17 protein-coding genes are annotated in these 20,713 nt (G+C 30.6%); 16 read left to right on the forward strand and 1 reads right to left on the reverse strand.

Translation table 11 applies throughout. The features are described from left to right. Nucleotides 1–69 precede the first annotated feature (69 nt). From trxA to IC214_RS12210, 8 genes are all read left to right on the forward strand, one after another. Nucleotides 70–387, forward strand: a complete 318-nt coding sequence (gene trxA / locus IC214_RS12175) for a thioredoxin TrxA (protein WP_227432681.1) — start codon at nucleotides 70–72, stop codon at nucleotides 385–387. A gap of 268 nt (nucleotides 388–655) precedes the next feature. Further along, nucleotides 656–1,942, forward strand: coding sequence for a glycine/sarcosine/betaine reductase component B subunit (locus IC214_RS12180; RefSeq protein ID WP_227482802.1), 1,287 nt, complete (start codon nucleotides 656–658; stop codon nucleotides 1,940–1,942). Between the two features lie 134 nt (nucleotides 1,943–2,076). Next, nucleotides 2,077–2,550: a glycine/sarcosine/betaine reductase complex selenoprotein A gene (grdA, locus tag IC214_RS12185; RefSeq protein ID WP_227432683.1), complete on the forward strand. Its 474-nt coding sequence runs from the start codon at nucleotides 2,077–2,079 to the stop codon at nucleotides 2,548–2,550. Between the two features lie 31 nt (nucleotides 2,551–2,581). Further along, complete coding sequence (grdB, locus tag IC214_RS12190; RefSeq protein WP_227432684.1) at nucleotides 2,582–3,892, forward strand: glycine reductase complex selenoprotein B; 1,311 nt, start codon at nucleotides 2,582–2,584, stop codon at nucleotides 3,890–3,892. Nucleotides 3,893–4,144: 252 nt separating this feature from the next. Next, nucleotides 4,145–5,677, forward strand: coding sequence for a glycine/sarcosine/betaine reductase complex component C subunit beta (grdC, locus tag IC214_RS12195; protein WP_227432685.1), 1,533 nt, complete (start codon nucleotides 4,145–4,147; stop codon nucleotides 5,675–5,677). A gap of 10 nt (nucleotides 5,678–5,687) precedes the next feature. Further along, nucleotides 5,688–6,833: a glycine/sarcosine/betaine reductase complex component C subunit alpha gene (gene grdD / locus IC214_RS12200; RefSeq protein ID WP_227824134.1), complete on the forward strand. Its 1,146-nt coding sequence runs from the start codon at nucleotides 5,688–5,690 to the stop codon at nucleotides 6,831–6,833. A gap of 347 nt (nucleotides 6,834–7,180) precedes the next feature. Further along, on the forward strand, nucleotides 7,181–8,260 hold the full coding sequence (locus IC214_RS12205) for a M24 family metallopeptidase (protein WP_227482800.1): 1,080 nt from the start codon (nucleotides 7,181–7,183) through the stop codon (nucleotides 8,258–8,260). Nucleotides 8,261–8,373: 113 nt separating this feature from the next. Continuing rightward, nucleotides 8,374–8,982 (forward strand): hypothetical protein, encoded by a 609-nt coding sequence (locus tag IC214_RS12210; protein WP_227432688.1) that lies wholly within the window; start codon nucleotides 8,374–8,376, stop codon nucleotides 8,980–8,982. 186 nt (nucleotides 8,983–9,168) lie between these two features. On the opposite strand, the gene IC214_RS12215 is transcribed toward IC214_RS12210, so the two are convergent. Next, nucleotides 9,169–10,041 (reverse strand): LysR family transcriptional regulator, encoded by an 873-nt coding sequence (locus IC214_RS12215; RefSeq protein WP_227432689.1) that lies wholly within the window; start codon nucleotides 10,039–10,041, stop codon nucleotides 9,169–9,171. A gap of 427 nt (nucleotides 10,042–10,468) precedes the next feature. Between IC214_RS12215 and IC214_RS12220 the strand changes: the two genes are divergently transcribed. The 8 genes from IC214_RS12220 (at nucleotide 10,469) to IC214_RS12255 (ending at nucleotide 20,630) form a co-directional block, all read left to right on the forward strand. Beyond that, the gene (locus IC214_RS12220) at nucleotides 10,469–11,872 is read left to right on the forward strand and encodes a hypothetical protein (protein ID WP_227482798.1); all 1,404 of its coding nucleotides are present in this window, start codon (nucleotides 10,469–10,471) and stop codon (nucleotides 11,870–11,872) included. Between the two features lie 26 nt (nucleotides 11,873–11,898). Further along, complete coding sequence (locus IC214_RS12225) at nucleotides 11,899–13,443, forward strand: acetyl-CoA hydrolase/transferase family protein (protein WP_227824131.1); 1,545 nt, start codon at nucleotides 11,899–11,901, stop codon at nucleotides 13,441–13,443. Nucleotides 13,444–13,474: 31 nt separating this feature from the next. Beyond that, a complete protein-coding gene (locus tag IC214_RS12230; RefSeq protein ID WP_227866693.1) occupies nucleotides 13,475–14,866 on the forward strand; it encodes an aldehyde dehydrogenase family protein in 1,392 nt (463 codons plus the stop codon). Nucleotides 14,867–15,060: 194 nt separating this feature from the next. Further along, entirely contained in the window at nucleotides 15,061–16,557 is a 1,497-nt protein-coding gene (gene abfD / locus IC214_RS12235) for a 4-hydroxyphenylacetate 3-hydroxylase family protein (RefSeq protein ID WP_227432693.1), read from the forward strand. A gap of 126 nt (nucleotides 16,558–16,683) precedes the next feature. After that, nucleotides 16,684–16,959, forward strand: a complete 276-nt coding sequence (locus tag IC214_RS12240) for a hypothetical protein (RefSeq protein WP_227432694.1) — start codon at nucleotides 16,684–16,686, stop codon at nucleotides 16,957–16,959. A 16-nt stretch (nucleotides 16,960–16,975) separates the two neighbouring features. Then, nucleotides 16,976–18,292 (forward strand): acetyl-CoA hydrolase/transferase family protein, encoded by a 1,317-nt coding sequence (locus IC214_RS12245; protein WP_413926662.1) that lies wholly within the window; start codon nucleotides 16,976–16,978, stop codon nucleotides 18,290–18,292. Between the two features lie 19 nt (nucleotides 18,293–18,311). After that, complete coding sequence (locus tag IC214_RS12250) at nucleotides 18,312–19,430, forward strand: 4-hydroxybutyrate dehydrogenase (RefSeq protein ID WP_227482795.1); 1,119 nt, start codon at nucleotides 18,312–18,314, stop codon at nucleotides 19,428–19,430. A gap of 282 nt (nucleotides 19,431–19,712) precedes the next feature. Then, nucleotides 19,713–20,630: a 5-bromo-4-chloroindolyl phosphate hydrolysis family protein gene (locus IC214_RS12255; RefSeq protein WP_227830714.1), complete on the forward strand. Its 918-nt coding sequence runs from the start codon at nucleotides 19,713–19,715 to the stop codon at nucleotides 20,628–20,630. The last annotated feature ends 83 nt before the right edge of the window (nucleotides 20,631–20,713 follow it).

The following is a 20,713-nucleotide window of genomic DNA, read 5'->3' on the forward strand; positions in this document are numbered from 1 at the left end:
TAAAGTAAAGTTAATGAATAATATTTAAAATATTAAAATAAAATAAAAATTTCAAGGGGGAACATGAAAATGTTAGATTTAGATAAAAGTACTTTTGATGAAGAAGTTTTAAACGCAGAAGGTTTTGTATTTGTTGATTTCTGGAGTGAAGGTTGTGAACCTTGTAAAGCTTTAATGCCAGATGTTCATAAATTAGCTGAAACTTATGGGGATAAAATAAAATTCTGTAAAATGGATACAACAAAAGCTAGAAGATTAGCGATAAAACAAAAAGTATTAGGACTTCCAACTATGGCTATATACAAAGATGGAGAAAAAGTAGACGAAGTTACTAAGGATGATGCTACAATTACTAATATAGAAGATATGATTAAAAAATATCTTTAATATATTGATACAATATTAACAAAAACAAAGAAAAAATCGATTTAAGTCTAGAAGTAAAATAAAAAGGATTTTTATGTCTTAGTTTGTTAAAAAAATAATTTTGGATAAAATATTTTTTTTACGATAAAGAATTTTTAGTAATAAAACAAATATCAAGACATAAAAACACAATATGAAAACATCTTTAAAATAAGTTAGAAAATATTGATATAACTTTGAGAAAAACTCAAATGCATATATACAAAATTAAATAACAGGAGGTGCAAGTATGCGTCTTGAATTAGGGAAAATCTTTATAAAAGATATTCAATTTGGTGATGTAACAGAAGTGAAAGATGGAGTATTATTCATCAATAAGCAAGAGATGCTACAAGAAATTGGTGGAGATGAGCATATTAAGTCTATAGATATAGAATTAGCTCGTCCAGGTGAAAGCATAAGAATAACACCTGTAAAAGATGTTATTGAGCCAAGAGTAAAAGTTGAAGGTAATGGGGGAATATTCCCAGGTATCATGTCTAAGGTTGACACTGTAGGAGAAGGAAAAACTCATGCTTTAAAAGGTGTAGCTGTTGTAACTACTGGAAAGATAGTAGGTTTCCAAGAAGGTATAGTAGATATGACTGGAGAAGGGGCTAAATACACTCCATTTTCTAAATTAAATAATGTAGTAGTAGTAGCTGAACCTATTGATGGTTTAAAACAATACGCTCATGAAAAAGCTGTTAGAATGATAGGATTCAAAGCAGCAATGTATTTAGGAGAAGCAGCAAGAAATCTTACTCCAGACGAAGTTTCAGTGTATGAAACTAAACCTCTTCTTGAGTCAATAAAAGAGTATCCAGAACTTCCAAAAGTAGGATATGTTTACATGCTTCAAACTCAAGGATTATTACATGACACTTATGTATATGGTGTAGATGCAAAACAAATAGTACCAACTTTATTATATCCAACAGAATTAATGGACGGAGCAATTGTAAGTGGTAACTGTGTTTCTGCATGTGATAAAAATCCAAGTTATGTTCATATAAACAATGGAGTTGTTGAAGACTTATATGCAAGACATGGTAAAGATATAAATTTTGTAGGTGTAATTATAACTAATGAAAATGTTTACCTAGCAGATAAAGAAAGATCTTCAAACTGGACTTCTAAGTTATGTAAATACTTAGGATTAGACGCAGTTATAGTTTCACAAGAAGGTTTTGGAAATCCAGATACTGACCTTATAATGAACTGCAAAAAAATAGAAATGCAAGGTGTAAAAACAGTTATAGTTACAGATGAATATGCTGGACGTGATGGAGGTTCTCAATCACTTGCAGATGCAGATGTAAGAGCAGATGCTGTTGTAACAGGTGGAAATGCTAACCAAGTTGTAGTACTTCCTAAGTTAGATAAGGTAATTGGACACTTAGAAGTAGTAGATGTAATAGCTGGTGGTTCTGATGGAAGTTTAAAAGCTGATGGAACTATTGAAGTTGAAATACAAGCTATAACAGGTGCAACTAATGAAACAGGATTTGGTCATTTAACTGCTAAAGGATATTAAGAGTTATTTCATTAAACGATTTAGTAATATCATGATTGAGTAATATCAATTAAAAAGATTGTAAATAAATCTATCAAAACATAATGAATGTTATGGATATATAAATAATTAGAAATATAATGAGGAGGATTATTATGAGTTTACTTAGTAATAAAAAGGTTCTTATAATAGGTGACCGTGATGGTATACCAGGACCTGCAATAGAAGAATGTGTAAAAACAGTAGAAGGAGCAGAGGTTGTTTTCTCATCTACAGAATGCTTTGTCTGAACAGCTGCTGGGGCTATGGACTTAGAAAATCAAAACAGAGTTAAAGAAGCTGCTGATAAATTCGGAGCTGAAAATGTTGTGATTTTACTAGGTGCTGCTGAAGCCGAAGCTGCAGGTCTTGCAGCCGAAACAGTAACTGCGGGGGATCCAACTTTCGCTGGACCACTTGCTGGAGTTGCTTTAGGATTAAGTGTTTACCATGTTGTAGAGGAACAAATGAAAGAATTATTTGATGAAACTGTATATGAAGATCAAATAAGTATGATGGAAATGGTTTTAGAAGTTGAAGAAATAGCAGAAGAAATGTCTGGTATAAGAGAAGAATTTTGCAAATTTTAATGCCTAAAAGCAAAAGGGGTGAAACTAAGAGATGGGAAAACTAAGAGTAGTACATTATATTAATCAGTTCTTTGCTGGTATAGGTGGAGAAGAAAAAGCTGATACTAAGCCACATGTGGCAGAAACTTTACCTCCAATAAGTTTACAACTTGATAAATTATTAGGTGAAGATATTGAAGTAGTTGGTACAGTAGTGTGCGGAGACAGTTATTTCAATGAAAATATAGATAGCGCAAGTGAAGAAGTTTTAGCAATGATAAAAGGTTTTGAACCACAACTTTTTATAGCTGGGCCTGCCTTTAATGCTGGTAGATATGGGGTTGCTGCTGGAACAATAACTAAAGTTGTAAAAGATGCTTTAAGTATACCAGCTTTAACAGGTATGTACATTGAAAATCCAGGTGCAGATATGTTCAAAAAGGATGTTTATGTAGTAGAAACTTCTGATTCTGCAGCGGGTATGAGAAAAGCACTTCCTAAGATAGCTAAACTTGCAATAAAACTTGCTAAAGGTGAAGAAATTGGAACTCCTAAAGAAGAAGGATACATAGCTAGAGGAATAAGAGTTAACTACTTCCATGAAGACAGAGGTTCTAAGAGAGCTGTTGACATGTTAATTAAGAAAATAAAAGGCGAGTCATTTGAAACTGAATATCCAATGCCAAATTTTGATAGAGTTGACCCAAGTAATCCTGTAAAAGACTTATCAAAATGCAAAATAGCTTTAGTTACTTCTGGTGGTATAGTTCCTAAAGGAAATCCAGATAGAATAGAATCTTCTTCAGCTTCTAAATATGGAACTTATTCTATAGCAGGAGTTATGGATTTAACAGAAGAAACTTATGAAACTGCACATGGTGGATATGACCCAGTATATGCAAATTTAGATGCAGATAGAGTATTACCTGTTGATGTTCTTAGAGACTTAGAAAAAGAAGGTGTAATAGGAAAATTACATGAAACTTTCTACACAACTGTAGGTAATGGTACATCTGTTGCAAACTCTAAAAAATATGCTTCTGAAATTGGAGCAGCGTTGGTAGCTGATGGTGTAGATGCAGTAATCTTAACTTCTACATGAGGTACTTGTACTCGTTGCGGTGCAACGATGGTAAAAGAAATAGAAAAAACTGGACTTCCAGTAGTTCATATGTGTACAGTAGTACCTATTTCGTTAACAGTAGGGGCTAACAGAATAGTTCCAACTATAGCAATACCTCATCCACTTGGAAATCCAGCACTTGACCCTACAGAAGAAAAAGCCCTAAGAAGAGGCCTTGTAGAAAAAGCATTAAACGCTTTAACTACAGAAGTTGATGGTCAAACAGTATTTGAAAAATAAAAATAACACACACATATATTATATAGATAAAAATATAAACACACACTAAAAATAAAAAATAACTATACACAAAAAAATAATATAGATTTCATGAATGGGTAAATGTGAGTTATTCATTCATGAAATCTTAAAAAATACCAAAATACATAAAAAAAGAATAAAATAAAATATACAATAAAATAAAAATATAATAATTGAAGTCTTTAATGAAATTAAAATTAGGTGTTCATAAAATTTATGGAGGTGCACAAAATGACTTATCCAGTTTTAAAAGGGGCAGGCTATGTACTTATTCATACTCCAGATATGATAGTGCAAAATGGAAGTACTTGTACAGTTGAAAGAGCAACAAATCCAGATTCAGAATTTTTACAAGAAGTAGGTAATCATATAAGAAGTTATGAGGATGTAGTTAACTACATGCCAAATCAAGTTTACATAGGAAACAGAAGACCAGAAGAATTAAGAGATTTGCCAATGCCATGGTGTGAACAAAAAGTTGAGGGAACTAGAAATGGTAAATTTGGTGAAATAATGCCTCAAGATGAGTTTATAGCTTTAATGCAAATAAGTGATGCATTTGACTTAGTAAAGTTATCGCAAGAATTTATTGATGAAGTAAAACCAAAAATCGAAAATAACTACCCTGAAATTGCACCATTTGTAGGAAAATTAAAGGGTGATGATATAGAAGAAGGTAAGGAATTAGTAGCAACACACATAGCAGAAGGATTATACCATGATGGAAAATTCGTTGGCTATGTAAAAAGAGCACATGACGTAGATGTTAACTTAAATGCTCATACAATGTTTGAAAATTTAGTAGTAAAAGCATCTGGAGTTTTATCTGCTATTCAAATGCTAAGACATAGTAAAATAGACCCTGCTGAAATAGATTATGTTATTGAGTGTTCAGAAGAAGCTTGTGGAGATATAAACCAAAGAGGTGGAGGAAACTTTGCTAAATCAATAGCTGAAATAGCTGGACTTCAAAACGCAACTGGTTCTGATACAAGAGGATTTTGTGCAGCACCAACACATGCATTAATTCAAGCTGCAGCTTTAGTAAAATCTGGGATACACAAAAATGTAATGGTAGTAGCAGGTGGAGCAAGTGCTAAACTTGGAATGAATGCTAAAGACCATGTTAAAAAAGGCCTTCCTGTACTTGAAGATGTTGTTGGAGGATTTGCAGTACTTGTATCTGAAAATGATGGTGTAAACCCAGTTATAAGAACTGATTTAACAGGTAAGCATACAGTGGGAACTGGTTCTTCACCTCAAGCAGTTATGACAGCACTTATAACTTCAGGTCTTGATAGAGCTAATTTAAAAATAACAGATGTTGATGTATATTCAGTTGAAATGCAAAATCCAGATATAACTAAGCCAGCAGGAGCAGGAGATGTTCCAGAAGCAAACTACAAAATGATAGGTGCACTTGCTGTTAAGCGTGGAGACTTAGAGAAGAAAGAATTAAAAGATTTTGTGACTAATAAAGGATTACCAGGATGGGCACCAACTCAAGGACATATACCATCAGGAGCTCCTTATATAGGATTTTTAATAGATGATTTAACTACAGGAGATAGAAATAGAGCTATGATAGTTGGAAAAGGTAGTTTATTCTTAGGAAGAATGACTAATTTATTTGATGGAGTATCTTTTATAGCTGAAAGAAATACAGGTGTTACTGAAGAGACTTCAGGAATATCTAAAGATGAAATTAAGAAGATAATAGCTGAATCTATGAAAAAACTAGCATTAGATATGTTAGAAGAATAGGGGTGAGGATATGTCAAAAAAAGTAATCGCAGATGTATTCTTAGAAGTAGCTAATGCAATAGAAAGCGGCGAATTTGGCAAAAAAATAAGAATTGGTGTGACTACACTTGGAAGTGAACATGGTGTAGAGAACATGGTTAATGGTGCACACTTAGCAAAATCTAACTTATTTGATATAGTACTTATTGGTCCAAAAGTGGAAACTGACCTTGAAGTAGTTGAAGTTAATGATGAAAAAGAAATGCATGGAAAAATGGAAGAATTATTAGATTCAGGATATATAGATGCTTGTGTTACTATGCATTATAATTTTCCAATAGGAGTATCTACAGTAGGTAGAGTAATAACTCCAGCAAAAGGAAAAGAAATGATACTTGCAACAACAACAGGAACAAGTGCTACTAATAGAATAGAAGCAATGGTAAGAAATGCTATTTATGGTATTGCTACAGCTAAATCAATGGGAAATAAACATCCAAAAGTTGGAATACTTAATGTTGATGGAGCTAGACAAGTTGAAAAATGTTTAAAAGAGTTAAAAGATAATGGATATGATATAGAATTTGCAGATTCAATTAGAGCAGATGGTGGATGTGTTATGAGAGGTAATGATTTACTTGTAGGTGCACCTGATGTTATGGTTACTGATACATTATCTGGAAATATATTTATGAAAGTATTTTCTTCATATACTACAGGTGGAGACTATGAAGCCCAAGGCTTTGGGTATGGTCCTGGAGTAGGAGAAGACTATGATAGAAGAGTACTTATAGTATCAAGAGCATCAGGTTCTCCAGTAGTAGCTAATGCATTAAAATATGCTTATGATGTTGTAAAAGGAGAAATAAATAATATTGCAAGAAGTGAATTTACAAAAGTTAAAAGTGCAAAATTTGATGATATTATAGCTTCTCTTACTAAAAAAGAAGTTAAAGCTGAAAAAGTAGAAGTTAAAATGCCAGATAAAGAGGTTGTTACTCGTCAAATAGCTGGTGTTGATATAATGGACTTAGAAGATGCAGTATCTGAATTATGGAAAAATGGAATCTATGCTGAAAGTGGTATGGGTTGTACAGGGCCAATAGTTCTTGTAAATGATGCTAAAGGTGATTTAGCTGTTGAAACTTTAATCAAGGCTGGATACACTGCAAAATAAATATAAATTATACATGTAAATGAATAACATATAGTTATAGCCTTCTACGCTATAACTATATGTTATTTTTGTTACTCAACTTATATTATTTTTATTATCAAAGTAAGTATATAAAGATAATTAGATATTTATAACTGATAAAACAGAAATAGGAAGGGTTTTTATCATAGTAATATTTTTTTACTTATTTGTTGTTACTTATACTAAGTAAAAAATTAGTGGAAATGTATAAACAATATTAATAACATATGAAAAAATTTTAGAAATAAAGCATCTATAAGATAAAAAATAACATTATTAGTGATATAATATAACTAAAGCAAAAATTATTTTTTGGAGGCAAAATCATGAGTAAAGTAGAAAAAGTAGTAGAATTGTTAGAAGCTAAAGGACTTGATGCATTATACTTAACAAAAAAAACAAATGTAAATTACATAAGTGGCTTTCCTGATGAAGAAGCATATGCAGTTATTTGTAAAGATGGAAATTTTTTAGTTACTGATAGTAGATATATGGAGCTTGCTGAAAATGTTTGTAAAGGTTTTGAAATTATAAACTGGCATAATTTTGATAGAAGTGTGGCAAAAGCTGTAAAAAGTGTGTGTGATAAAGTATGTATAAAAAAGCTTGGATTTGAAAGCACAAATATAATATTTGATAAATATGAAGAACTTAAAAATTTAGTTGAACAAGATGGAGGGGAATTGATACCTACAGAAAATATTGTAGAGACTCTTAGATATGTAAAGGATGAAGAAGAAATTAAAAATACAAGAAAAGCTTGTGAAATAGCTGATAAAGCATTAGAAGAGTTAGTTCCACATATAAAAGCTGGAGTTACTGAAATAGAATTAGCTACAAAACTAGAATATTTTATGAAAATGAATGGAGCTCAAAATATAGGATTTGAAACTATATTGATATCAGGAGCAAAAACTTCATTGCTTCATGGTAAACCAAGTGACAAGGTTATAGAAAATGGTGACTTTGTACTTGTAGATTATGGAGCTATGTACAATGGATATATTTCTGATACAACTAGAACTTTTATAGTTGGAGAAGCATCTGAAAAACAATTAGAGATTTATAATTTAGTTAAAGAAGCACAAGATGTTGGAGTTGAAAACATGAAGGCTGGTGTACATGCTACAATTCCAGATGCAGAAATAAGAAAAGTTGTTAAGAAATATGAAGATTACTATTATCAAGGGATAGGACATGGGGTTGGAAGAGATGTTCATGAAGAACCTTTTATTGGTAATTATGGTGATAAAACAATAGAGGAAGGATGTATAATAACAATGGAACCAGGTATTTATTTCCCAGGATGGGGAGGAGTTAGAATAGAAGATACTGTTTTAATTACAAAAAATGGACCTGAAAGATTAACTAAATTCCCTAAAGATTTGATGATTTTAGACAAATAATTTAATTTTTATATAATTTTTTACACAAAATAATATTGTAATCTCACCATTAAGCTCTCTCTACATATCTTAGTAAAGAGGGCTTAATTTTATTATGTGAGGTGATAATATCCATGAATAAAAAACATAAGTTTATGAAAAACATAAAAAAAGCCTGGTACAAAATTAAATTGATAGATAGATGTCTTATAATTGTTATGGCAATACTCATGTTTGAATCTATATACACATTGTTTGTCAATGAAGTTAACTCACAAGATACTACTACTATTGATGTAGTGATAAGAACTACTTCAGCAGCAATATTTGGATACTTTTTAAGTGCTAATTTTATAAGTAGAACTTCAAGAAAAGTTACAAATACTGATGCATATTCAAATATTTTTATAGATGATAATTCTTCTAATAACGGTCAAGTACCAAGTCAAAATAATATAATGAATGTGAAAAATACTATTGGATTTGAGTTAGAAAGTGACAATTATCAAAATAATGATAAAAAAGTGACTGTTAATAATGATGAAGAGATTGAAAAAGGAGAAACTAGTGAATTGCAAATTGTTATAGCTACTGTGATTTGTATAGTAGCATTAATAGTACTTTTTATTGTAAGAAATTTTACAACACCAGCAACAGCATCTATAGGAACTATTTCACAGATGAGAGATTTTGTCTCTGGATGCGTGGGTTTCTTGCTAGGTTGTCCAAGTAAACCCAATTAAAAATATGAGTATTAAAATAGGTAAAATTAATATTAAAGGTATCAGTATAATAATATTTAAGTTATGAATGTATATCATTGTAATTCTTTTGAGATAATATATTTTATTGTTATACTGATACTCAAAAATATTTATAATATTTATCAAAATATATATAATGCTGTATTTACATAATATGTAGAAATATTAATTTATATGAATAGAAGCCATATATTCAATAAAAAGTTTCATACTATGAGATATATATTGATGTTTTCTCCAAAGAACACCAATATTGGCAGTAATTGCACGTTCTAAAGGAATTGAACAGAGATTTTCGGTATTCTGGAATATTTCTTTATATAGTATCGTTGAAGCTAAATCATTTTCTAATAAATAACGAATAGTAGAAAGTTGATTTGAGTGTAAAATTATATTTGGTTTAACCTTCTCAAGTCTTTTTGTAATAATTTTGTAGTGATAAGAACCTTCAGATAGTATGACAAAAGGAATATTTTTCAACATATAGTTTGAAATAATGGACTGTTTTGCTAATTCATTTTTAGGATTTGTAACTAAATATAATTCTGTTTTATATATTGTTTTTGAATCTATATCATCATAAATATCACTATCAATTATACCAATGCAAAAATCAAGTGTAGATTCTTCAATCATTTTGGCACCCACAAAGGTTGGGACTTCAAAAATTTTAAGCTCAATATCTGGATAAATTACATTAAATCTAGGTAGTATTTTTGAAAGTAAAAAAGTACCTAAAACTGTAGGAATTCCTATTTTTAGAGATGCTTTTCTTTTTTTTCCTAAATCTAGTGCATCACTTTGAAAATCCTCAAATTGTCTCGTGAAATTTATTGCCTTATCTAAGAAAATCTTACCTTCAGGAGTTAAATCTATTTTATTACCTATTCTAAAAAAAAGTTCAAAACCGAGTTCCTTTTCCAATTCTTTAATAGCTAAGGTTATAGATGGTTGAGAAATATGAATACTTTCTGCTGCTTTAGTCATGTTTTTATATTTACAAACAGTTTGGAAATAATATAGATAATTTATGTTCATTGGTTAATAGTTCCTTTCATTTATGTAATTAGTGACAAGTATATAATTAACAACAATATAAGTTTTGTATATTATTGTAGAAAAATAGAATAGTTTTAAACTATCATATCATAAGTTTTTGATATTTTCAATCTATTAAGAATAGTGCTATTATTAAATTAACAAAAGATAATAGCTGACATAATTTAGGTAACAACTATTTAAAACCTAGTTATATCAATGAATATTAAAAATTTAACTATCTAAAAATAATTAGCATTTATGTAATTTAACTGTTAACTAAATTGTAACATAAAAAACTAATGTTAGAGGGATGAAATTTTTTTAATTAGAAATGTTAATTTAATAACAAAATATAATTTTGCAAAGTTTGCAAAGAGGGGAGAGATATATTTTTTAATAAATATCGTTAATTTAATAACAAAATATGAAAGGGAGTGGTTTGGTGAAATTTGAGTTAATGGATTTTTTAATGAACCCTTTTGTCCTTATGTTCGCTGCTGTAATTACAGGAATATTATTTGGAAAAATTAAATTTGGGAAGTTTAATTTTGGAGTGTCAGGAGCGTTATTTACAGGATTATTTATTGGATGGCTTGTGTATAGCTTAGGAAATTCAGTAATAGCAAAAGGAGAGACAGCAGCAGGGTATAAGGCAGCAACTATCATGATGGGTAATGGAATTATTTCTTCTGATTTCTTTGATTTTTTTCTAATTATATTTGTTGCAGCAGTTGGTTTATTGGCTGCTAAGGATATGAAAGCTGTACTTAAGAAGTATGGAGCTAGATTTGTAGTTTTAGGAGTGCTTATAACTTTTATAGGAGGCTCTATGACTTATGCAATGACTTTGCTATCAAGTAATAAAGGAAGTAGTGCATATGAGGTTTCTGGTGTTTATACAGGAGCACTAACAAGTTCTCCTGGTCTAGCTGCTGCTCTAGAAACAGCTGGTAAACATGCAGAAGATGTATCAAAAGAGTTTGAGAAAGCATCAATAAAAGATAAAAAAGAAATATTAAAAGTAGTTGATCCAGAGGGAAAATTGGATGTAGCTACAACTACATCACTAACTCAAGAGCAAATAGATAAGTATATCGCATATGCTGAAGCAGGTGTTGGTATAGGGCATGCAGTTGCCTATCCTTTTGGAGTATTAATAGTGATTTTAGGAGTAAATTTCCTTCCTAAAATATTTAGAATGGACCTTAGAGAAGAAAGAAGAAAATATGAAAAAGAAATGAAAGAAGCTAGAGATAGTGTTGGTGGTAAAACGATACCAGAAGTTCCATTTAATATAATAACATTTTTCTTAACATGTCTTGCTGGATATTTAGTTGGAGGAATACACGTGTTCATGGGACCATTAGGATACTTTACATTAGGGGCAACTGGTGGTTCTTTAATTGTATCTCTAATACTTGGATATATAGGTAAGATAGGTATAGTAAATTTCAGAATGGAAGAAAAAGTATTAAATATTCTAAAACAAATAGGTCTAGTATTTTTCTTAGCAATAGTTGGATTAAGATATGGTGGTAAAGTTGTTGATTCAATTATGACATCCGGGATGCATCTAGCTTTAGTAGCTATAGTAGTAGGAATTACAGCTATGATGATTGGATTTTTAGTTGGTAAGTATGTATTCAAACTAAATTGGATTTTGTTATCTGGAGCTGTCTGTGGTGGTATGACATCAACACCAGGTCTTGGAGCTGCTGTTGATGCTCTTGATAGTGATGACCCAGCAGCGGGGTATGGTGCTACCTATCCATTTGCATTGTTAACTAAAGTTATATTGGTTATAGTTTTACACAAACTTCCAATGTAAATAAGATTTTATATGGGGGGATATTTATGAATAATGAAGGAGTATTTGAAGAACTAAGCGAAAGATTAAGAAATAAAAAGTTATGTGATTTAATTATGAATGCAGATGAAGCTGCTAAACTTATAAATAATGGGATGGTTGTTGGACTTAGTGGATTCACACCTTCAGGTTACCCAAAAGCAGTACCATTAGCGGTTTCAGAAAGGGTTAAAAGTGGAGATAAGATAAAATTGACTGTATATTCAGGAGCATCTTTAGGACCAGAAGTAGATGGAGCATGGGCAGAAGCAGGAATAATTGAAAGAAGACTTCCTTATCAAACTAATTCAATACTTAGAAACAGTATTAATAAAGGTGATGTCAATTATATAGATATGCATCTAAGTCATTCTACTCAATTTTTAAACTATAAAACTATACCTAAAGTGGATGTAGCGATAATAGAAGCACTTGCCATAACTGAAAATGGAGATATTGTACCAACTAGTGGGATAGGAAATTCACCATCTTTTGTAAAAAGTGCAGACAAAGTAATTGTTGAAATAAATCTGGCAAAACCAATGGAGATGGAAGGTATGGCAGATATATATATTACAGAAAATCCGCCAAATAGGAAACCAATAGAAATAAATCATCCTAAAGATAGAATCGGAACGACATATATACCTTGTGGTTTAGACAAGATTGCAGGAATAGTAATCACTAATATGCAAGATAAAACACGTCCATTGGGTGTTGTAGATGAAGCTTCAAAAAAAATATCAAATAATATTATTGCATTTCTTAGAGAAGAAGTAAAATCAGGTAGATTGTCAAAAAATTTACTTCCTCTTCAATCTGGTGTAGGAAGTGTAGCAAATGCAGTTTTATATGGACTATGTGAATCTGAATTTGAGAATTTAACTTGTTATACAGAGGTTGTGCAGGACTCTATGTTGGACTTAATAAGAATGGGTAAAGTTACAATGGCATCAACTACATCTGTAAGCCCATCACCAGAAGGATTAATAAAATTTGAAAATGATATAGATTTCTTTAAAGATAAGATTATATTGAGACCTCAAGAGATTAGTAACAACCCAGAAATAGCTAGAAGAATTGGTGTAATTGCAATGAATACTGCAATTGAGGTTGATATTTATGGAAATGTAAACTCAACTCATATCATGGGTTCAAAGATGATGAATGGAATCGGTGGTTCTGGTGATTTTGCTAGAAATGGAGCAATAACTATATTTAGTACTGAATCAATTGCAAAAAATGGTGATATATCATCAATAGTACCTATGGTATCTCATGTAGACCACACTGAACATGATGTAATGGTAATTGTAACAGAACAAGGATATGCTGATTTAAGAGGTCTTGCACCTAGAGAAAGAGCTATTAAGATAATAGAAAATTGTGTTCATCCAGATTATAAAGATCAACTTATGGATTACCTAAATAGAGCATGTCAAAATGGAGCAAAACAAACTCCTCATATATTAGACGAAGCTTTATCATGGCATAGTAAATTTATGAGTACAGGTACAATGAAGAAGTCAGAAACTTTTGAAAGTGCATTATAAAAATATTTAATAAATTGGAGGAATATTAAAAATGGAAAAAGCAGTAGAAAACTTTGAAGATTTAAGCAAAGAATATATTAATGGATACATTGAGAGGGCTAGAAAAGCTCAAAGGGAGTTTGAATGTTATACTCAAGAACAAGTGGATAAAATAGTGAAGATAGTTGGAAAGGTAGTATACTATAACGCCGAATATTTAGCTAAACTTGCAGTAGAAGAAACTGGAATGGGTGTATATGAAGATAAAGTAGCTAAAAATAAAAGTAAAGCGAAAGTTATATATAATAATTTAAAAGATAAGAAATCAGTTGGTATAATTGACATAGATAGAGAAACAGGAATAACAAAAGTAGCTAAACCAATTGGAGTTGTAGCAGCAATAACTCCTTGTACAAATCCAATAGTTACACCTATGAGTAATGCTATGTTTGCATTAAAGGGAAGAAATGCAATTATTATAACACCACATCATAAAGCAATTGGATGTAGTACTAAGACTGTTGATATGATTAATGAAGAATTAGAAAAAATAGGAGCACCAGAAAATCTAATACAAATACTTGACCAACAATCAAGAGAAAATACGAGAAATTTAATTTCATCAGCAGATGTAGTAATTGCTACTGGTGGAATGGGAATGGTAAGAGCTGCATATTCAAGTGGAAAACCAGCTCTTGGTGTAGGAGCAGGAAATGTCCAATGTATTATAGACAGAGATGTAGATATTAAAGAAGCAGTACCTAAAATCATAGCTGGAAGAATATTTGATAATGGTATAATTTGCTCAGGTGAGCAATCAGTGATAGTGGTAGAAGAAATGTTTGATAAAGTAATGGATGAATTTGAAAGTAACAAAGGATTTATAGTTAGAGATAATGCACAAAAAGAAGCTTTTAGAAATGCCATGTTTGTGAATAAATCTATGAATAAAGATGCAGTAGGACAATCAGTTCATGCAATCGCAAACATTGCAGGAGTTGAAATACCAAAAGATACAAAAATAATAGTAATAGAAGCAGATGGACCAGGTGAAGAAGACATACTTGCAAAAGAAAAAATGTGTCCAGTTATATCTGCATATAAGTATAAAGACTTTGAAGAAGGAGTAGCTATTGCAAAAGCAAATCTAAATGTAGAAGGAAAAGGACATAGTGTATCTATACATTCAAATACAATTAAGAACATAGAATATGCAGGAGAAAATATAGAAGTATCAAGATTTGTAATTAATCAATGTTGTGCTACAAGTGCTGGAGGAAGCTTCTTTAATGGTCTTGCACCTACAAATACCTTAGGTTGTGGTTCTTGGGGAAATAATAGTATTTCTGAAAATCTTGACTACAAACATTTAATTAATATTTCTAGAATTGCTTATTATATGCCAGAAAATGAAGTACCTACAGATGAAGAACTTTGGGGATAAAATTCAAATATAAAAAAGTATTCATTCTAAATTAAAATAGAAATATATTTTAATTTAGAATGAATCTAAACTAAAAATGAATTTAATTTAAAATATTGAAGTAAATTTAGAAGATTGAAAGACGAACAAAAGAAGGAAGTATTATAAATTAACATAAATAAAAATTATTATAAAAGAGAAGGAGTGGTTTTATTATGGCATTAATGACAGGAGCTCAATATATTGAAAGTTTGAGAAAATTAAATACTAAAGTTTATATGTTTGGTGAAGAGGTTAAAAATTGGGTTGACCATCCAATGATTAGACCATCTATAAATTGTGTAGCAGCTACTTATGATTTGGCACATGACCCAGAATATGCAGATTTAATGACAGTTACTTCAAATATTACAGGAGAAAAAATAAATAGATTTGGTCATCTTCATCAAAGTACTGATGATTTGATAAAAAAAGTTAAAATGCAAAGACTATGTGGTCAAAAAACAGCTTCTTGTTTTCAAAGATGTGTAGGTATGGATGCTTTTAATGCGGTATATTCAACAACATTTGAGTGCGACAAAGCGCATGGAACTAATTATCATGATAATTTTGTAAAATACTTAACTTATATACAAGAAAACGATTTAGTAGTTGATGGAGCTATGACTGACCCTAAGGGAGATAGAGCATTATCACCTAGTGCTCAACCTGACCCAGATATGTTCCTTCACATAGTTGAAAGAAGAGAAGATGGAATAGTGGTAAGAGGAGCAAAAGCTCATCAAACTGGTTCAATAAATTCACATGAACATCTTATAATGCCTACTATAAGCATGACTGAAGCAGATAAAGACTATGCTGTATCATTTGCAGTTCCTTCAGATGCTGAAGGTGTGTTTATGATTTATGGAAGACAATCTTGTGATACTAGAAAATTAGAAGAGGGAGCAGATGTTGACTTAGGAAATAAAGAGTTTGGAGGTCAAGAAGCTCTAGTAGTATTTGATAATGTATTTGTTCCAAATGATAGAATCTTCTTATGCGGAGAGTGGGATTTCTCTGGTATGTTGGTAGAAAGATTTGCTGGATATCATAGACAAAGTTATGGTGGATGTAAAGTTGGAGTAGGTGATGTAATAATAGGAGCAGCAGCTTTAGCAGCTGATTACAATGGAGCAAACAAAGCTTCTCATATAAAAGATAAATTAATAGAAATGACTCACCTTAATGAAAGCTTATATTGTTGTGGTATAGCATGTTCATCAGAAGGACATAAGACAGAGGCTGGAAACTATCAAATAGATTTACTTCTTGCAAATGTATGTAAACAAAATGTAACTAGATTCCCTTATGAAATAGTGAGACTTGCAGAAGATATAGCTGGTGGGCTTATGGTTACTATGCCTTCAGAAAAAGACTTCAAGTCAGATTTAAAAGTTGGAACAAGTGGAATGACAATAGGTGAAGTATGTAATAAATATTTTAAAGCTTCTTCAGTAGCTTCAACAGAAGAAAGAATGAGAATATTAAGATTCTTAGAAAATATATGTCTTGGCTCATCTGCTGTTGGTTATAGAACTGAGTCAATGCATGGAGCAGGTTCACCACAGGCACAAAGAATAATGATTTCAAGACAAGGAAATATAAATCAGAAGAAAGAATTAGCTAAGACAATTGCAGGAATAAAAAAAGAAAAAGCTCTAAATTTATAAAAAGTTAATATATAAATGGGAAAATATATTGACTTATACTAATTAATGAAAAAATATATCGTATAAGAATGATTATAAAGTAGTAGTTTGAGTTATAAAAAGAGATTTTAGAAGGAGAATTTACACATGACCTGTGGAGTTAGATTTTGTGGGGGCTGTAACCCTAGATACGAAAGAGGGAAGGCTCTAGCAATAATCAAAGAGCACTTTAATGGTAGAGTAGATTTTAGCGTAGCAGAAGAAGATGTAGAATATGATTTATTACTTATAATTGGAGGATGCACAACTTTATGTGCATCCTACCAACAATATAAAGTTAAGAAATCATATATTAAAATTTGGGATTTTAGTCATATAGAAAGAGCTATAAATATAATAGAATCAGCGATTTGTGAGGCTTAAATAAGAGTTAGATGGGGTGATTTCATTGAATTGGCGAGAATTGTATCAAAGTAAGTTATGTACTGCTATAGAGGCTGTAAAGCATATTAAAGATGGGGATACAGTAGTATTTGCACATTGTGTAGGTGAGCCTCCTGCACTAGTAGAGGCAATGATTGAAAATGCAAAACAGTATAAAAATGTTGAGATTAAGCATATGGTAAGTCTAGGCAGTGGTGGATATACTGGTGAGGGAATGGAAACTCACTTTAGAGTAAATCCAATGTTTGTAAGTGGAAATGTAAGAAAGGCAATTGAAAATGGAGATGGAGATTTTACTCCTGCATTCTTTCATGAAGTACCAAAATTAATTAGAGAGAAAAGATTAAAATGTGATGTTGTTTTAGCTCAGGTAACTCCACCAGATGAACATGGGTATTGTAGCCTAGGAACATCAGTTGATTATACTTATGAAGCTATTAAAACTGCTAAAACAGTAATTGTTCAAGTAAATGACCAATTTCCTAGAACTTATGGTGAAGTAGTTCATGTATCAGAGTTTGATTATATAGTTGAAAAGTCACAACCTTTATATGAACTGCAACCTGCTAAGATTGGAGAAGTAGAAGAAGCAATAGGTAAAAACTGTGCTTCTCTAATTGAAGATGGTTCTACTTTACAACTTGGAATTGGTGGAATTCCAGATGCAGTTATGTTATTTTTAACAGATAAAAAAGATTTAGGAATTCATTCAGAAATGATTTCAGATGGAACCCTAGCTCTCTATGAAAAAGGTGTTATAAATGGTAAATATAAAAATTTTGATAAAGAAAAAATGACAGTTACATTTTTAATGGGAACTAAAAAATTATATGATTTTGCCAATAATAACCCAGTAGTTGAAGTGAAACCTGTAGACTATGTAAATCACCCAGCAGTTATAATGAAACAACATAAAATGGTGTCTATAAATTCTGCTATACAAGTTGATTTGATGGGACAGGTAGTTGCAGAGGCAATGGGTCTTAGACAATTTAGTGGAGTTGGAGGTCAAGTTGACTTCATACGTGGAGTATCTATGGGAGAAGATGGAAAGGCAATTATAGCAATGCCTTCAATAACTACAAAAAAAGATGGGACAGTAATTTCAAAAATTGTCTCTATTGTGGATGAAGGTGCTCCTATAACAACATCTAGAAATGATATTGACTATGTTGTAACTGAGTATGGTATAGCAGAACTAAAAGGGAAATCTCTTAGAGAAAGGGCAAGAAATTTAATCAATATTGCTCATCCAAGTGTAAGAGAAAATCTAGCATTAGAGTTTGAAAAACGATTTAAGGAGAAATATTAATAGTAGAGGGGTGTTAAGTATGGAAGCACTTAGAGTAGTTCCAAAAATATTTTATTTTGATACATTTAAAGAATTCAATGAAGAATTTAAAATAGGAAAAAATGATTTAGTAATTACAAATGAATTTATATATGAACCATATATGAAACCTCTTGGAATAGATACCAATCTAATTTTCCAAGAAAAATTTGGAACAGGTGAACCATCTGATGAAATGATAGATTCTATGACAAAAGAAATGAAGAAATACAATTTCAATAGAATTATCGCTTTTGGAGGAGGTACAATAGTTGATATATGCAAGATATTAGCACTTGATGTTCCAGAGAAGTCTATTGACTTATTTGAAGGAGAAGTAGCACCTAAAAAAGTAAAAGAATTGGTGGTAGTTCCTACAACATGTGGTACAGGAAGTGAAGTAACAAATGTAGCCATTGCAGAGTTAAAATCTAAGCATACTAAAAAGGGTCTTGCAGTAGAAGAAACTTATGCAGATTATGCAGTATTAATTCCAGAGTCAGTAAAAGGATTGCCTTATAAATTTTTTGTAACAAGTTCAGTGGACGCTCTTATACATGCTATTGAGTCTTATCTATCTCCAAAAGCAAGTCCATTTACAGAAATATATTCTTTACAGGCTATAAAAATGATTATGGATGGATATAAAAAGATTGTGGATAAAGGAGAAGAAGAGAGATTCAATCATCTTAAGGACTTTGTACTTGCATCAAACTATGCAGGAATTGCTTTTGGAAATGCTGGTTGTGCAGCAGTGCATGCTTTATCTTATTCGATAGGTGCAGCTTTCCATGTTGCACATGGGGAAGCAAATTATCAGTTCTTTACTGAAGTATTTAAGATGTACTCTAGAAAAAATCCTAATGGAAAGATTACGCAATGTACAAAAATTTTAGCAGATGCTCTTGAATGTGACTCTAATTGTGACGTTTATGGAGAATTAGAGAAATTCTTAAACAAATTAATAACTAAGAAAGCTCTAAGAGAGTATGGAATGGTAGAAAGTCAGATAGATGAATTTACTGATAGTACGATAGCTAATCAACAGAGATTACTTGCCAATAATTATGTAGAACTTAGTAGAGAAGAAATAAGAGAGATATTTGCAAATCTTTATTAATACAATTTTTTATTTGGATTAAGTATAGATGAGATAAATAATGATAATTATATAAATATAAAAATGAGAGGGCTTAAATTTACTTAAAATTAAGTTCTCTTATTTTTGTATAGCATTAAATGTAAGTACATTTTTAGTTAGAAAATGTACTTACATTTAAGTCTATTACTTTATTTGAAATAATTTGTAGAATTTCAAATTCCTTGACAGTAATAAGTAAGTAATTGTATAATCAAACTGAAATATAATAATAATATTAGTAAAAATGAAAGGATATAAATCATGTATAAACCAGAGAATTTTTCTAAAAAATCTGTATTAATAAATTCGTTTTTAAGTAAGTTTTTGAAGATAGTTGGATGGGGTCTAGTAGGCTTATTTACACTATCAGCCTTAGTATTGTCAACTATTTCAATTATAATTGGATGGGCAGTTATACTTCCTATTCAAGTATGTGCTTTATTCTTAATAATAGGTGGAGTTTGTATTTTTAAAGGTAAAAGATTAGGAGACCAAATTTCTCGTTATAAAAAATACTGTACAATCATAAGTAATAAAAATATTATTCCAGTAGAACTTATTGCAGAAAGTACATCTAAATCACTAAAATTTATAATAAAAGATGTGCAAAAGATGATAGATAAAAATTACTTTATAAATACTTATATTGATAAAAGAAATAATCAAATTGTATTGACAAATGAAGATGGAGTTCCACCAACATATGAAGATATAGTATATGAAGTTGAAGAAGATGAAGTTGAGAATAGCAATGAAGCTGATATGATTATTAAAAAGGGAATGGACTATTTGAGACAAATAAAAGAGGCTAATGAAAATATTAAATCAGAATCAATGTGCAAGAAAATTATACAAGTAGAAGATGTTACAAGTAAAATATTTGATGTTGTAAAACATGATCCATCAAAACTTATTCAGATACAAAAATTTATGGATTATTATATTCCAACTACTTTAAAGCTTTTAAATTCATATCATACACTGGAAGAACAAGGAATAGACAGAGAAAATATAACAACAACTATGGAAAGCATTGAAAGTACAATGAGTACAATTGTAGTGGCTTTTGAAAACCAACTGGATTCTCTATTTGAGGATGAAGCTATTGACATATCTACAGATATTACTGTTTTAGAAAATATGTTAGTTCAAGAGGGATTAACAGGTGGAAAGTTTTAACTGTAATATAAAAAATATTCTGTTATTTTTGAACAGTTAAGTAGTTATGAAGGATAAAAATATGTAAGATATAAGTATATAAT

Source organism: Clostridioides sp. ES-S-0190-01 (genome assembly GCF_020658275.1).
In the GTDB taxonomy this organism is placed as follows: Bacteria; Bacillota; Clostridia; order Peptostreptococcales; family Peptostreptococcaceae; genus Clostridioides.